At 33.9% G+C, this 14,849-nt stretch carries 12 protein-coding genes; 11 read left to right on the forward strand and 1 reads right to left on the reverse strand.

Going from position 1 to position 14,849, the window contains the following annotated elements:
- The first annotated feature begins 105 nt into the window (after nt 1-105).
- The 10 genes from CAB05_RS17335 (at nt 106) to chbG (ending at nt 10,227) form a co-directional block, all read left to right on the forward strand.
- Entirely contained in the window at nt 106-1,005 is a 900-nt protein-coding gene (locus CAB05_RS17335) for a DMT family transporter (protein ID WP_142283126.1), read from the forward strand.
- 59 nt (nt 1,006-1,064) lie between these two features.
- Complete coding sequence (locus CAB05_RS22515) at nt 1,065-1,196, forward strand: cupin domain-containing protein (protein ID WP_371870406.1); 132 nt, start codon at nt 1,065-1,067, stop codon at nt 1,194-1,196.
- A 65-nt stretch (nt 1,197-1,261) separates the two neighbouring features.
- Nucleotides 1,262-1,969: a M48 family metallopeptidase gene (locus CAB05_RS17340; RefSeq protein ID WP_088002156.1), complete on the forward strand. Its 708-nt coding sequence runs from the start codon at nt 1,262-1,264 to the stop codon at nt 1,967-1,969.
- Between the two features lie 488 nt (nt 1,970-2,457).
- A complete protein-coding gene (gene abc-f, locus CAB05_RS17345; RefSeq protein WP_088002158.1) occupies nt 2,458-4,401 on the forward strand; it encodes a ribosomal protection-like ABC-F family protein in 1,944 nt (647 codons plus the stop codon).
- Between the two features lie 374 nt (nt 4,402-4,775).
- Nucleotides 4,776-5,705: a DMT family transporter gene (locus CAB05_RS17350; RefSeq protein ID WP_308464612.1), complete on the forward strand. Its 930-nt coding sequence runs from the start codon at nt 4,776-4,778 to the stop codon at nt 5,703-5,705.
- A 287-nt stretch (nt 5,706-5,992) separates the two neighbouring features.
- Nucleotides 5,993-6,298 carry a PTS sugar transporter subunit IIB gene (locus CAB05_RS17355; RefSeq protein ID WP_088002162.1) on the forward strand — a complete coding sequence of 102 codons (306 nt, stop codon included), beginning with the start codon at nt 5,993-5,995 and terminating at the stop codon, nt 6,296-6,298.
- A 21-nt stretch (nt 6,299-6,319) separates the two neighbouring features.
- Nucleotides 6,320-7,636: a PTS cellobiose transporter subunit IIC gene (celB, locus tag CAB05_RS17360; protein WP_088002164.1), complete on the forward strand. Its 1,317-nt coding sequence runs from the start codon at nt 6,320-6,322 to the stop codon at nt 7,634-7,636.
- Between the two features lie 222 nt (nt 7,637-7,858).
- The gene (locus CAB05_RS17365; RefSeq protein ID WP_088002166.1) at nt 7,859-8,182 is read left to right on the forward strand and encodes a PTS sugar transporter subunit IIA; all 324 of its coding nucleotides are present in this window, start codon (nt 7,859-7,861) and stop codon (nt 8,180-8,182) included.
- A gap of 12 nt (nt 8,183-8,194) precedes the next feature.
- Nucleotides 8,195-9,526 carry a 6-phospho-beta-glucosidase gene (locus CAB05_RS17370; RefSeq protein ID WP_088002168.1) on the forward strand — a complete coding sequence of 444 codons (1,332 nt, stop codon included), beginning with the start codon at nt 8,195-8,197 and terminating at the stop codon, nt 9,524-9,526.
- Nucleotides 9,523-10,227, forward strand: a complete 705-nt coding sequence (gene chbG / locus CAB05_RS17375; RefSeq protein WP_088002170.1) for a chitin disaccharide deacetylase — start codon at nt 9,523-9,525, stop codon at nt 10,225-10,227. Before CAB05_RS17370 ends, chbG begins: the two co-directional genes overlap by 4 nt.
- A gap of 153 nt (nt 10,228-10,380) precedes the next feature.
- On the opposite strand, the gene CAB05_RS17380 is transcribed toward chbG, so the two are convergent.
- Nucleotides 10,381-13,407 (reverse strand): efflux RND transporter permease subunit, encoded by a 3,027-nt coding sequence (locus CAB05_RS17380; protein ID WP_088002172.1) that lies wholly within the window; start codon nt 13,405-13,407, stop codon nt 10,381-10,383.
- 281 nt (nt 13,408-13,688) lie between these two features.
- Between CAB05_RS17380 and anmK the strand changes: the two genes are divergently transcribed.
- Nucleotides 13,689-14,837, forward strand: a complete 1,149-nt coding sequence (gene anmK, locus CAB05_RS17385) for an anhydro-N-acetylmuramic acid kinase AnmK (RefSeq protein WP_088002174.1) — start codon at nt 13,689-13,691, stop codon at nt 14,835-14,837.
- The last annotated feature ends 12 nt before the right edge of the window (nt 14,838-14,849 follow it).

Raw genomic sequence — 14,849 nt, forward strand, 5'->3', positions numbered from 1 at the left:
ATAAAATTATGTAAAGATTGTAACTAAAAGATTAAGTTTCATTGAGGTTAAATGAATTATAGATAAAGAATTTGAGTGGAGGAATGGGATGTGCCGATATTTTATATGCTTTTGTTATTATTAACTAGTTTAATATGGGGAGGAAATTTTGTAGTTGGAAAAACACTTGTTGGTCATGCTTCTCCTATGACTTTAACAACTTTAAGATGGGCAATTGCAATTTTGTTTCTTTTTCCATTGGTATTGTGGAAAGAAAAGACGTTTTTTCCTCCGCGTAAAGCTATCTTTCCATTAATTATTATGGGAATTACAGGTGTTGCACTTTTTAATCTTTTTCAATTTTGGGCTCTGGAAAAGACATCTGCGACTAATGTAGGCTTGATCTCAACCTTAAATGCAATCTCAATCGCCATCTTTTCATCCGTATTTTTAAAGGAGAGATTAAATGTATTACAACTATTTTCTATGCTTTTATCATTTTTTGGAGTAGTACTTGTTCTGACAAAAGGTGATATAAGTTTAATATTTTCATTGAAGTTTAATGTAGGTGATGTGTTTATGCTCATCGCAGTGTGTATTTGGGGATTATACTCAGTTTGCAGTAGATGGGCAACTAAAACCGTATCACCGATAATGGCTACTTTTTATTCAGGGGTATTTGGATTGATCATTCTTATACCTTTTAATCTTACTGATTTCACGATTACAAAAGTTGATACTGTATTTGTTGGATCTATTCTATATACAGGAGTCATCTCGACAGTCCTGTGCATGATTTTTTGGAATATTGGTGTTCAAAAAATCGGTGCAATCACAGCAGGTATTTTTTTAAACTTCAATCCAATTTTCACTGCCATTTTAGCGTTTTTCATATTAGATGAAAAACTGTCCTGGATTCAGGGGATTGGTAGTGTTATCGTAATTATAGGATGTTATTTATTCACATACTTTAAAACTAATAGGATTTTAAAAAATAAAATCGTTTTAAAGGATGCAGTGTCATAAACCCAGATGAGTTATTTTTGGTATTAGAGGGTGTATGATTAATAGATTTTAAGGATAATGTGACCGCAATTGTAAAACCTAATGAAACTTTATTAATCCCAGCAGGAGTTATTCATAGAACAATAGCAAAGCAAGGAGCAGTCATTCTTTGTTTTGAAGATAAGGATGCTGATACAGTAATAGTAGAATAGTTCTTTAACTTACTGGTTATAAATGTTTGTAGATTAAGGTATAAACGGTTACTAAAGGTGATGTCATGATACATACTTACTTAGGTGAATCAATTAGTTTTGAGATCAGTTTCAAAAAGCGTAAATCCATCGGGATTTATATAGATATTTATGGGAATGTTGAAGTTCGTGCGCCAAAAGGGACAACAGAAGAGAGCATAATTAAATTAATAGAAGAAAAGTGGACATGGATTTTAGAAAGTTCAAAAGAGATGAAGGACCGTTTCGAAGGACCTCAAAAGAAAGAATATGAGTATGGTGAAAAGTTTCTTTATTTAGGAAATAGCTATCCAATTCAAATTTTTCAAGACGAAACCAAGGATCAGGACTACGTAAAGTTTAAAGACGGTACGTTACGAGTATTTGTGAAGAAACTTGAAGATGAAAAGATTAAGCAAGCTCTGAAACGATTTTATTATCAGCAGTGTAAAACATTAGTAGAAAGTGGAATCAAGTATTATCAAAGTAATTTTAAAGTAAAGCCTTCTGCTATTCGTATCACTGATAGTAAAAAAAATTGGGGAACATGTGATTCAAATCGCCAATTAACATTTAATTGGAGGCTTGCAATGGCACCCCAAAATGTGATTGAATATGTAATCGTCCATGAAATGTGCCATATGGTTCATATGAATCACGACAGATCTTTTTGGAGACTTGTGGGTAAAATAATACCGGATTATAAAGAACGTGAATATTGGCTAGCAATCTCTAATTGGAAAATGACTGTTTAGCGCCTATTTACAAAAAAATAGAAAAGTGAGATAATATAAAAAATTTCGAGGAGGGAAGTAAGTTTATGGAACCAACAAATTGCTAATATTAATTTATTTAAAAATTAATATGAATTTTGTACTGAGTGAAAATTAGCCTGATTAAATAGGTTTATTTGTTATGCTCTTTATGGAATTAAGGCAATTTAGAAGGTAACTTACTTACTAAAATCGAGATTATAATTTTATGGGATATTTCTAATTAGAAATGCCTAATCAGGACCGATATATAGGCCTGGTCTATAGTATACGGCATCAGTGTGTGCTTTTTATGCACGTGATTTGCTAAATACTGCGAAAAAAATTATATTCATGAGAATGTTAAGACTGTAAGAAGTAATCCTCTTCTTATGGTCTTTTTTGCTTTGAAAATTAAATAGTAATGAAGTTCTTCTTTATCTTGTCCATAAAATGCGTAACAAGATTATGGATGAAAGAAGGAATTTTGTATGTTTGAATTAAAATTAAATGGAATAAAAAAATTTATGGACGCTACACTTGTTCTTAAAAATATAAGCTTTGAAGCCTATGAAGGAGATAAGATCGGAATCGTAGGGGTAAATGGAAGCGGTAAGAGTACAATTCTCAAATTAATCGCAGGAATTGAACCAATGCATTATTACCCTGGATATCCTCAAACCTCGAGTTATGGATACGATGAAGGATTAATAAACATGTCTAGGGGCGCAACATGTGCTTACCTTGAACAAATGCCGGTATATCCTCAAGGTTTAAAAGTAATTGATGTATTGAACTTAGCGTTTGAGGAAATTGATTCAATTGAGTTACAAATGCGTGAATTGGAAGAAAAGATGAGGGATTTGGTAGATATAGCTTTGGAAAAAGCTTTAAAAAAATATAGTGACTTAGTTCAGCTGTTTGAGGTTAAGGGAGGATACGAACGAGAAGAAAAGTTAAGCAAGGTTTGCACAGGTCTGAAATTCGGTGAAAGCTTTTTAAATAAAAATTTTGATTTATTAAGTGGTGGAGAAAAAACGACAGTAGTGCTTGGGAAGCTCTTAATTAATGTTCCTGATATTTTATTACTCGATGAACCAACAAATCATTTGGATATGGATTCGATCGAATGGCTTGAGGGGTATTTAAAGAACTATAAAGGAATTGTATTAATCGTTTCGCATGATCGATATTTTCTTGATAATGTAGTAAATAAAATTGTAGAAGTAGAGGACATGGAAGCCATTTCCTATAAGGGGAATTATTCATCCTTTGTTAGTCAAAAAGAGGAAAATATGAGGATTCAATTTGAGCATTTTAGAGAACAACAAAAAAAGATTAACGCTATGGAAAAGACTGTGACAGATTTAAGAGACTGGGCTATGAGAGCTGATAATAACAAGTTCTTTAAAAGAGCTGCCAGTATCCAAAAGAAACTCGATAAAATCGATAGAATTGACAAACCGGTGTTTGAAAAGAAAAATATGAAATTAGATTTTAAAGCAACGGAACGATCTGGAAAAGAGACAATTAAAGCAATAGGGTTATCAAAAAGCTATGAAGATAAAGTCATCTTTAAGGATACAAATTTAATGGTTCAATTTGGTGAAAGAGTTGGACTCATCGGATCAAATGGAAGTGGAAAAACAACTTTTTTACGGATGCTTTTAGGTGAAGAACAACCAGACACTGGTGTTGTGGAGTTAGGTGCGAATGTGAAGGTGGCATATTTACCACAGAAGATAACGTTTAAAAATGAAGAATTCACTGTACTTGAATGCTTTCGAGAAGATATTTCAATAGTCGAAGGTAAAGCAAGAGAGTATCTATCAAAATTCATGTTCTATAAGAAAAGTGTCTTCAAGAAAGTAAAGAACTTATCTGGCGGTGAAAGAATTAGGTTAAAGCTTGCAATGCTGCTTTTTCAGGATATAAATTTACTAATACTTGATGAACCTACCAATCACCTGGATATAAAATCAATCGAAACATTTGAAGAAGCACTTGAAGATTTTAAAGGAACGATATTTTTTATTTCACATGATCGCTATTTTATTAACAAAATCGGAGACCGAGTGATAGCTGTTGAGAGCAATACTTTTAAGAGCTATCTTGGAAACTACGATGATTATAGAAATGAAAAGGAACAATTAATACAGCATGTACAAGAGACAAAAGAGTCACAAAAAAATAATGACAAAAACAAGAAACCCATAATTCATCATAAACCATTTAAAGATGAAGTAGTCGAGGCTAAAACTTTAGCTAAAATTGAAAGTCTTGAAACGAAAATTAAAGAGTTAGATTTAGCCATGTTAGCTGAGCAAATGGATTATGAAGAGCTTAATAAGCTTTTTTGTAGAAGACAAGATTTAAATAATGAATTAGATTCAATTATGGACTTGTGGTTGAATAGTCATGTGAATGAAAGTTGAAATGTAGGATTTAATTAAAAATGAATATAGTAAGAAGCGAAGCCTAGAGGGAAGGTTCCTCTAGGTTTTTTCTTTGGTTTACAATGAGTTTTGATTTTTAATCAATTTGAAAAAATTATATGATTTAGTAATTGTTTCAAATTGAAACAATGAATTTTATGTTTGTGCGGTAAATTATATATTCCTAGAAAAAATTAAAATTTTATTGATGAATTCGTATTCATGAGAGCTTGAGATGTGTTATATTGATACGTATAATAAATTTCCTGACAGAAAAGTTAAGATTTTTTCTGTCCGTTTTTAACATTGAATAAGCGAGAGAACATCATTCTGGTGATCTCTTTTTTCTTTGATTAATAGTTATATAGAAAGAAGTGGAGAAGTTGAAAAAGCAACATATTTATCTCATCCTATTTTGTATTATGGTAGTATGGGGATTAAATGTTATAGCCACAAAGATTTTAGTGGCAAATTTTATGCCAGTTACGATGACAGCATTTCGTGTTTTTACAGCTGGAATGAGTGTCTTTATTATTCTATTTTTATTTAAAAAAGTTCGTAAACTGACAAAAAAGGAGTTTAAATACGTCTTTTTTGCAATGTTGCTTAATGTTGTCGCACATCATTATTTTTTATCGATCGGACTATCTCAAACTTCAGCCTCTAATGGAGGACTTATTCTTGGAATGGGTCCACTTTTAACAGCATTATTATCTGTTTTCTTTTTGGGTAGTGTTTTGACTTTCGTAAGGATTTTAGGTGTGCTTTTTGGATTTGCTGGTGTTGCATTTATTGTTTTACAAAGCGGTGGAGGCTTCCATGGTGTATCTCACGGAGATTTCTATGTATTCTTAGCAATTTTGGCTCAAGCTGCAAGCTTCGTTTTAATTAAAAAGGTTTCTAGTACATTGGACCCACGCTTAATGACAGGTTATATGCTTGTGATGGGATCAATTATTTTATTTGGAATCAGTCAAATTGTTGAACCGAATGGAATGGCAAGCATGCTCCATCATTCAACTGGAATATGGGCAGTTTTCTTCTCGTCTGCAATCATTGCAACAGCGATCGGTCATATGCTTTATAACTATGCACTTGGTGAAGTTGGAACGACTGAAGCTTCTGTCTTTATAAACTTAAATCCGTTCTTTTCATTAATTGGTGCAGCACTCTTTTTAGGAGAGAAAATTGTGTTAACACAAATCATTGGATTTGTTTTAATTTTGATTGGCGTTGTGTTTGGTTCAGGAGCATTCGAAGAAATTTCACGTAAAATAAAAAGAGATCAACAGATGCATGTTTAAAAGGATGAAAATAAATTAACAGTAAAAGAGAAATCATTTTATGATTTCTCTTTTTTGTTTTTTAGTTATTTTTACTTATTGATTTTTATGAAATAGGTTAGTGAAGCAAAAAAAAATATTTTGAATTTGTCCTAATATTTTGAAAAGTGAATATATATTAATTGAGATTAATTTCAAAAGAGAGAGGGGTCATTTAAAACCTAGTTATCTTACTAGGAATAGAGAGAGAATGATAATTTGGCTACTTTTTGAAAGCGTTTTCCAGAATGTGAGAAAGGGGGGATTGAATGAACATATTATTATGTTGTGCAGCTGGGATGTCAACGAGTTTGTTGGTTACCAAAATGGAGGCTGCTGCTAAATTAGAAGGAATTGAAGCTAAAATTTGGGCGGTTAGTGCAAATGAAGTGAAAAATCACCTTGAAGATGCGGATGTCCTACTTGTAGGGCCACAAGTTCGTTACCTGCTTCCTCAATTAAAAAAGACCGGTGAGGAAAAAGGAATTCCAGTAGATGCCATTAATCCCGTTCATTATGGGATGTGTAATGGGGCAGAGGTTTTAAAATTTGCAAAGAATCTGATAGGTTCATAATTCAATATAGGGGTGATTAGTGTGGCCAAATTTACGCAAATGTTAGAAGAGAAGGTAATGCCAGTTGCTGGCAAAATTGCGGGTCAAAAACACTTACAAGCTTTACGTGATGGACTAATTTTAACGATGCCTCTCATTATTGTTGGATCTATTTTCTTAATTTTAGGTTTTATTCCAATAGATAGCTATCCACAATTTATGGCAGATACATTTGGTGCTGACTGGTTAACAAAATTACTTTATCCAGTAAATGCTACGTTTGATATTATGGCTCTAATTGCAGGGTTCGGGATTGCTTACCGACTCGCGGAACATTATAAGGTGGATCCGTTAAATGCAGGTGCAGTTTCAGTTGCAGCTTTCATTCTTTCAACTCCTTATTTTACATTGTTTACGCCAGAGGGAGCAGATGCTGCAATTCATGTTGGTGGCGTATTACCGATGGCCTTTTTAGGTAGTAAAGGATTGTTCGTTGCCATTATTATTGCCTTATTTTCAACTGAAATTTATCGCTGGGTTATCCAGAAAAATATTGTTATTAAAATGCCAGATGGTGTACCACCAAGTGTAAGTAAATCATTTGTGGCGTTATTCCCAGCATTTTTAGTCATCCTTGTTGTATGGGTTATTCGATTACTGATTGAAAAAACTTCATTCGAAACTTTACACAATGTCGTTGGAAAGCTTTTACAAGAGCCATTAGGAGCTCTAGGTGGGACTTTAGTTGGTGGATTAATTGCTGTTCTGTTAATTCAACTTTTATGGTCAACAGGTTTACATGGTGCAAGTATCGTAGGTGGAGTTATGGGACCGATATGGTTAGCAGCAACTGATGCAAACCGTTTAGCACTACAAGCTGGTAAAGAAATGCCAGAAGTTATTACTCAACAGTTTATTGATATCTTTATTTATATGGGCGGATCTGGCGCGACATTTGCATTTGCCATCATGATGTTACTATTTGCTCGAAGTCAGCATGCTAAGCAATTAGGTAGGCTATCAATTGGACCAGGTATCTTCAATATTAATGAACCAATTACCTTTGGTGCTCCTGTTGTAATGAATCCACTGTTATTAATGCCATTTATTTTAGCACCATTGGCATTAGTTGTTACAACTTATATCGGAATGACCACAGGCTTTGCGCCAAAGACTTCAGGAATTGCTATTCCATGGACTACTCCTCCTATTATTGGTGGATACCTTGCAACTGGTGGTAACTGGAGAGGTGCTGCAATGCAATTAATTAACCTTGCTGTTTCATTTGCAATCTACTACCCATTCTTTAAAATGTGGGATAAACAAAACTTTGAAACAGAAAAATCAGCAGCTAACTAAAAATAAAATACAGGAGCTTGCCCTATGGCAAGCTCTAGGTGTTTAAACAAAATAAAATTCTCAGACTGAATGAAATCGCTTGTCTTTCTAGTCGCGAAGATAGATGAAGGACGGCAACATTCAAGCTAGAAAGCGAGCGTTTTTCACCGGTCTCAGGAGAGTGCACTATGGCATGTTATTGACATTATGAATCTTTTAATCTAATAGAAGGCGGGAGTTCAGGTGACAAAAGAAGAGTTGTACAACCTTTCCTTTCAATTAATACTGCATAGTGGTAATGCTAGAAGCTTTGCAATGGAAGCTATATATGATGCAAAGGATTTACATTTCGAATTGGCTCAGGAAAAGCTTTCAGAGGCCGATCGTGAATTTAGTCAAGCACATCATTTTCAGACCCAGCTTATTCAAGCTGAAGCTGGAGGAGAGGATTTCGACATTCCGATTATTCTAATCCATGCACAAGATCATTTAATGACAGCAATGACTTTAAAAGATTTAGCAAGAGAAATTGTTGATCTTCGTAAGGATATGAATGGTCAATCATAAGGAGGTTACATAATGAGTAAATCAATTAAAATCACGACGATTGGTGGAGGGTCAAGTTATACACCAGAGCTTGTAGAAGGTTTTATTAAACGTTATGATGAACTACCATTACGTGAGCTTTGGCTTGTTGATGTAGAGGAAGGTAGAGAAAAGCTAGAAATTGTAGGTGATTTGGCTAAACGTATGTTTCAAAAAGCGGGGCTACCTGTGGAGGTTCATTTAACGTTAGATCGAAGAGCCGCATTAAAAGATGCAGACTTTGTAACAACTCAATTCCGGGTTGGCTTACTTGAAGCAAGGGCTAAAGACGAAAGAATTCCTTTGAAATATGGTGTCCTTGGTCAAGAAACAAATGGCCCAGGAGGTTTATTTAAAGGTCTTCGAACGATTCCAGTTATTTTAGATATCGTTAAGGATATGAAAGAGCTTTGTCCAGATGCATGGCTAGTTAACTTTACAAATCCTGCAGGCATGGTGACTGAAGCTGTTCTGCGTTATACAGATCACCATAAAGTAGTTGGATTATGTAATGTTCCAATTGGTATGGAAATGGGAATTGCAAAGCTTTTAGACGTAGAACATTCACGTGTTCGTATTGATTTTGCCGGGTTAAATCATATGGTTTATGGATTAGATGTGTATGTAGATGGAGTGAGTGTAAAAGACAAAGTAATCGATTACTTAACTCATCCTGAAAATTCGAGCTTTGTTAAGAATATTCAAGGATATGGTTGGGAGCCAGAATTTATCAGTGCATTAGGCGTTCTACCATGTCCATACCATAATTATTATTATAAAACGCGGGAAATGGTTGCAAAGGATCTTAAGAGTGCTGAAACTGATGGCACACGTGCTGAAGTCGTTAAGAAATTGGAAGATGATTTATTTGAACTTTACAAGGATCCGAATCTTTCAATTAAGCCACCGCAACTTGAAAAACGTGGAGGAGCTTATTATAGTGATGCTGCAGTTCGATTGATTTCATCAATTTATAATGATAAAGGTGATATTCAGCCAGTTAATACAAAAAATAATGGTTCAATTGCGAGCATTCCAAATGATTCAGCAGTAGAAGTTAGCTGTGTCATAACGAAAGATGGACCAAAGCCAATTGTTATGGGAGATTTACCAGTTGCTGTCCGTGGACTTGTTCAACAAATTAAATCGTTCGAACGAGTTGCTTGTGAAGCAGCCGTTGAAGGGGATTACAACAAGGCAATCCTTGCGTTAACAATTAACCCACTAGTTGCTTCAGATAAAGTTGCAAAACAAATTGTTGATGAAATGTTAGAAGCACATAAAGCACATTTACCTCAATTTTTTAATGAGGTGAAAACTCGATGATTAAACTAATTGTAAATGCTGATGACTTTGGTTATTCAAAAGGTATTAATTATGGGATTATTGAAGCTCATAGAAATGGAATCGTAAACTCTACGACGATGATGATGAATATGCCAGGTGTAAGTCATGCTGTAGATTTAGCGAAAGAAAATCCTAATCTGAAAGTTGGAATTCATCTAGTTCTCACTTGTGGAAGGCCACTATTAACAGATGTACCGACTCTTGTAGATCAAAACGGATTCTTTAAAAAAAATCGTGACATACTTGAATCAAATATATCACTTGAAGAACTTGAAAGAGAATGGACAGCACAAGTTGAAAAATTTTTAGAATCAGGGCTGACATTGACGCATATCGATAGTCATCACCATGTTCATACTGTACCTAAATTTTTACCTATTGTTCAAAAACTATCAAAAAAGTATAACCTAAGTGTAAGAAGAGTATCAGATCATGCTATAGAAGGTGTACCGCCATTTAGTGATGTATTTCTTCATGAATTCTATGGTGAAGGTGCGACTTATGACTATTTTGAGAAAATAGTAACACAAGTCCAAGATGGGCAGACTGTCGAAGTTATGTGCCATCCAGGGTATCTTGACCACGAGGTATTAAATAACTCTTCATATGCAAAAGATAGGGTTACAGAGGTTGAAATTCTAACTTCTATTAGTCTTCCAAACCAATTTGTCTTAGCTTAATCTACAAAAATATGAAAAGTATCTATAAGTATAGACAATAGTAAAAGAAGCATTTAGTTCATGTTTCTTTTGCTATTTTTTTGTTATATTAGACTGCATTTGATCTTAAAAAAAATAAAACCAGCCCTTATAAAAGAGCTGGTTTTTGTGACTTTAGACAGTAGCTGATTTATGTGTTTCTTTATTGTTACGTTGTTTTTTTGATTTTCTAAAATGTAATAATTCATATACTACTGGAATGACAATTAACGTTAATAGAGTTGAGACTGTAAGCCCACCAACAACAACTACTGCTAAACTTTGAGATACGAGACTGCCAGTTTCTGCTTTTTTAAATAATAGTGGAAGCATCGCACACACAGTTGCGACTGCAGTCATTACAATTGGTTTCATACGTGTAATCGCCGCATCTATGATTGCTTCTCTTAAAATCATGTGTTTTTCTTTTTGTTTTACGCGATCTAATAATACAATCGCATTTGTAACAACAATACCGATTAGCATAAGTGCACCTAATAGGGCTGTTGGTTCTACTGCAATTCGACTAATAACTAGACCAAGAACAGCGCCAATAGCAGCTAGTGGTAACGAGCACATAATAGCAATAGGGGCACGGAATGTTTTAAATGTAATAATCATAATTAGGAAGACTAATCCAATCGAAACAAGCATGATCATATATAAATCTGAGAAGTCTTCTGATTGCTGAGCAAGTGCTCCTCCAATATAAATGTTCACATCATCTGGAATATCCATTCCTTTTGCTTTTTTATCTCCAAAAATAACTTTGTTTATATTTAGATTAATTTCTGATAGTTTATTAGGCTTCACTTCAGCTGTTACACTTAAATAAGTATCGCCATCTTTATGAAATAGATTAGTAGGTTTTTCCACTTCTTTTAAAGTAGCTATCGATGATACGGGAACCATACCTGTTTTCGTCATGACTGGGATATTATTAATATCATTCTTTGATTTTGGTTCTAAAATCGGTTCAAGAAAAACGTTCGTTGATTTGTCATTAATCGAAACTGTCCCTAGTGGTGTACGATTTAGCATAGCAAATAGTTGCCCAGATAATTGCTCGACATTACCTTTAGTAGGATCGACATCTAATGAATAGACAGTTTTTTTGTCTTCTTGATTTGTTGTTACTTTCTCAACACCATTTATATCTACTAGTTTCGTTTTTATTTCACTTGCTGTTTTTTCTAGAGCGTTTAGATCATTTCCAACAATATCTATTGTAACTTGTGTTTTAGCACCGCCAAACATAGTAGTTGCTGCGGCAAGCAATTCTGCATCAGAATATCCATTCTTTTGAGCATTGATTTTTTTTACGATCTGATCGGTGTCCTTTTTATCTTTTAAAGTAATATAGTAAATTGCTTGTGTAGGAGAGCGGACATCTCCATATTTTGCAGCATCTTCATTACTACCTAATTGTGTGAATACGCCTTTTACTTCTTTTTGATCTAAGATGAACTTCTCTAGTTTAAGTGTATTTTCTTTTACAGTTTCTACTGGTGTATCGCTAGGATAAGTTAATGTTGTTTGTACAAAGTCTGCAGAAGAGTTATCTGTAGCACCTTTAGGCATTACAAAATAAGTACCGATCGATCCTACGAATAATAGTAATGAGACTACGATTACGACCCATTTATGATTTAACGACCAAGTAAGTAATTTTTTATATCGAACAGATGGTTTATGTTCAGGTAATTTAGCATTTTTAAGAAAGAACGCACCTAATAATGGAACAACAGTCAGTGCAACAAGTAATGAAGCTAATAATGAGTAAGTGATTGTTAAGGCGAATGGCAGTACAAAATCTTCAAGACCAGTGCTGATGATTCCAATTGGTAAAAATACTGCAACAGTCGTTAAAGTAGATGCTGTTATCGCGATTCCAACTTCTTTCGTAGCATCAATAATCATGTCTACTGAGAAACTTTCCTTTTGCATTCTTCTAAAAATATTTTCAATAACAACGATACTATCATCAACTAGTCGGCCAACTGCTACGGCTACACCGCCTAATGTTAATACATTTAATGTGATTCCAGATTGTGATAGTAAAAATAATGTTAAACATAATGAAAGAGGTATAGATACAATTGTAATCAGTGTAGAACGAATATTTCTTAAGAAGATCATGATGACTATCGTTGCAAACAATGCACCTAGTAATACTTCTTTAATCATTGCATGTACTGATGTTTTTACCATATCTGCAGTTGCAATCATAACTGAAGAGTGTAAGTTATTATATTTCTTATTTAATTCTTTTGTTGCTTCTCTTACTTCCTTCGTAATGCTTACCGCGTTTGAATGGCTATCTTTCGTTACAATTAACAATAATCCGTCCTGACCATCGACTCTTGTAATATTCTGTTCAGGCTTTTTTATTTCTACATTGGCGATTTCACTTAATTTTACATTTTCACCAACTGTGAGATTTTTCAATTTGTCGAGTTGATCAATTTTTCCAACAACATTTATATTACTAGTTTTTTCATTAATAATTTTCTCTCCAACTGATATCGTTGAATTTTGTCCACGAAGAATACCCATAACACTTTCTAATGATACTTTCTTCTGTGCCATTTTAGCATTATCAATTTTTACAGAAACAAATGATTTTTCTGTTCCGTAAGTTTGAACATTTGCTACACCTTTAATGTCTTTAAACAATGGGATTAATTTTTTATTTGCAAAATCGATATTATTTGGAGTTAATCCATCGTCAAACGTTACAGAGACGTCAGCGATCGGAATCATAGAAGTATTTAGTTGAACGATTGTCGGTTTACTTACACCTTGAGGTAAATTAATGTTACTTAAAGATTCTTGAACTTCTTGTTTTGCGTCTTTCATGATTGTACCTGATTCGAAATACAAATCAATTTTTGAAAAACCGTTACTAGTACTTGAGTAAATATGTTTCTTGCCTTTTACTCCAGTCACTGCGTTCTCAATTGGAGTTGTTACTTGTTCTTCCATTGTTTTTGAGTCAGTACCTTGCCCCATTACAATGACTGACACAACTGGTTGGTCTGCAGCTGGTAAAAATTCCATTGGAAGTTTGGCATAGCTTAAGATACCAACTAGTAAAATGAGAACTGATAAAAAAGTTATGGCCGCTTTATTGTTAAAGGCCCATTTTGTAAACCAAGACATGGAAAGCATCCCCCTTTTTTGGTAAAAATAACCAGTAGCACAAGGTGAATCGTAACACACTAATTTTAAAAACAAAATACATTTTAGTGTGAATTTACAAAATATTTACGGGCAAAAATCGACATCTACATAAATTTTTTTTGTTGCTATTCTGGTTTAATTATCTTTTAATGGCACCATTTATCAATCTACCTTACATCAATTTTGTTATTGTTTTCTTTTACAAAACACAGTTTCTGTTTTAAGGTATTAGTTATAAAAATAAAAAGGAGTGAGGATGATTGGGATTTGCAGTAGGATTAATGTCTGGAACTTCGCTAGATGGGATCGATGCAGCTTTAGTAGAATTAAAGGGTAGTGGTCTTGAGACAGAAGTAAGACTGATAGATTTTATGACAATCTCCATTGAACAAAGTTTATTAAGAGAAATTGAAGATGCCATAACCTTGAAATCTTCAAATGCACAGCATTTATGTAGTTTAAATTTTAAGCTAGGGTACGCATTTGCAAATGCTGTTAAACAAATTTGTGAAAAAAATCAGTTTTCATTAAAAGAATTAGATTTTATCGGATCACATGGTCAAACAATTTATCATCAACCTGAATTAGAGGGACAATTTATTCAATCTACTCTACAGTTAGGGGAACCAGCGGTCATTGCCTATGAAACAAGCACAAAGGTCGTTTCAAATTTCCGTGTAATGGATATGGCAGCAGGTGGGTATGGAGCACCTTTAGTTCCGTATTCTGAGTTGTTACTTTACCAAAACAAATCTAAGTCACGTTTACTTCAAAATATTGGTGGTATTGGGAATGTGACAGTTATACCTAAAAATGCAACAGTTGATCAATTGGTAGCTTTTGATACTGGACCAGGCAATATGATCATTGATGAAATTTGTAAGCGTTTTTTTTATGTTCCCTACGACGCAAACGGTGATTTGGCTGCGAAAGGTACAGTACATGAGAGATTGCTAGAAAGATGTATGAGTATACCTTATATTTTGGCTCCTATACCTAAAACTACTGGTAGAGAGTTATTCGGATCACAATTTGTAGATCAAATATTGGCAGAATTTAAAGAGGTTTCAACATATGATTTAGTGGCTACGATGACAATGTTTACAGCTAAATCAATCGCAGAAAACTATAAACAATTTATATTTCCAAAGCAGTCTATTGATGAGGTCATCGTTAGTGGTGGAGGTAGCCATAATAAAACATTATTGCGAATGCTTCAAGATTTATTAGGAAACGATTGTAAAGTATGTACCCAAGAAGATATTGGATATTCTTCAGATGCGAAGGAAGCAATTGCTTTTGCGATATTAGCGAATGAAACATTGCATGGAATTCCAAGTAATGTACCTAGTGCAACTAAAGCCGGGAGATCCGTGATACTTGGAAATATAACACCTGTACCTTATTAAAAAAGCAACTCA

It is taken from the genome of Gottfriedia solisilvae, assembly GCF_002128405.1.
Classification (GTDB): Bacteria; Bacillota; Bacilli; order Bacillales; family Bacillaceae_G; genus Gottfriedia; species Gottfriedia solisilvae.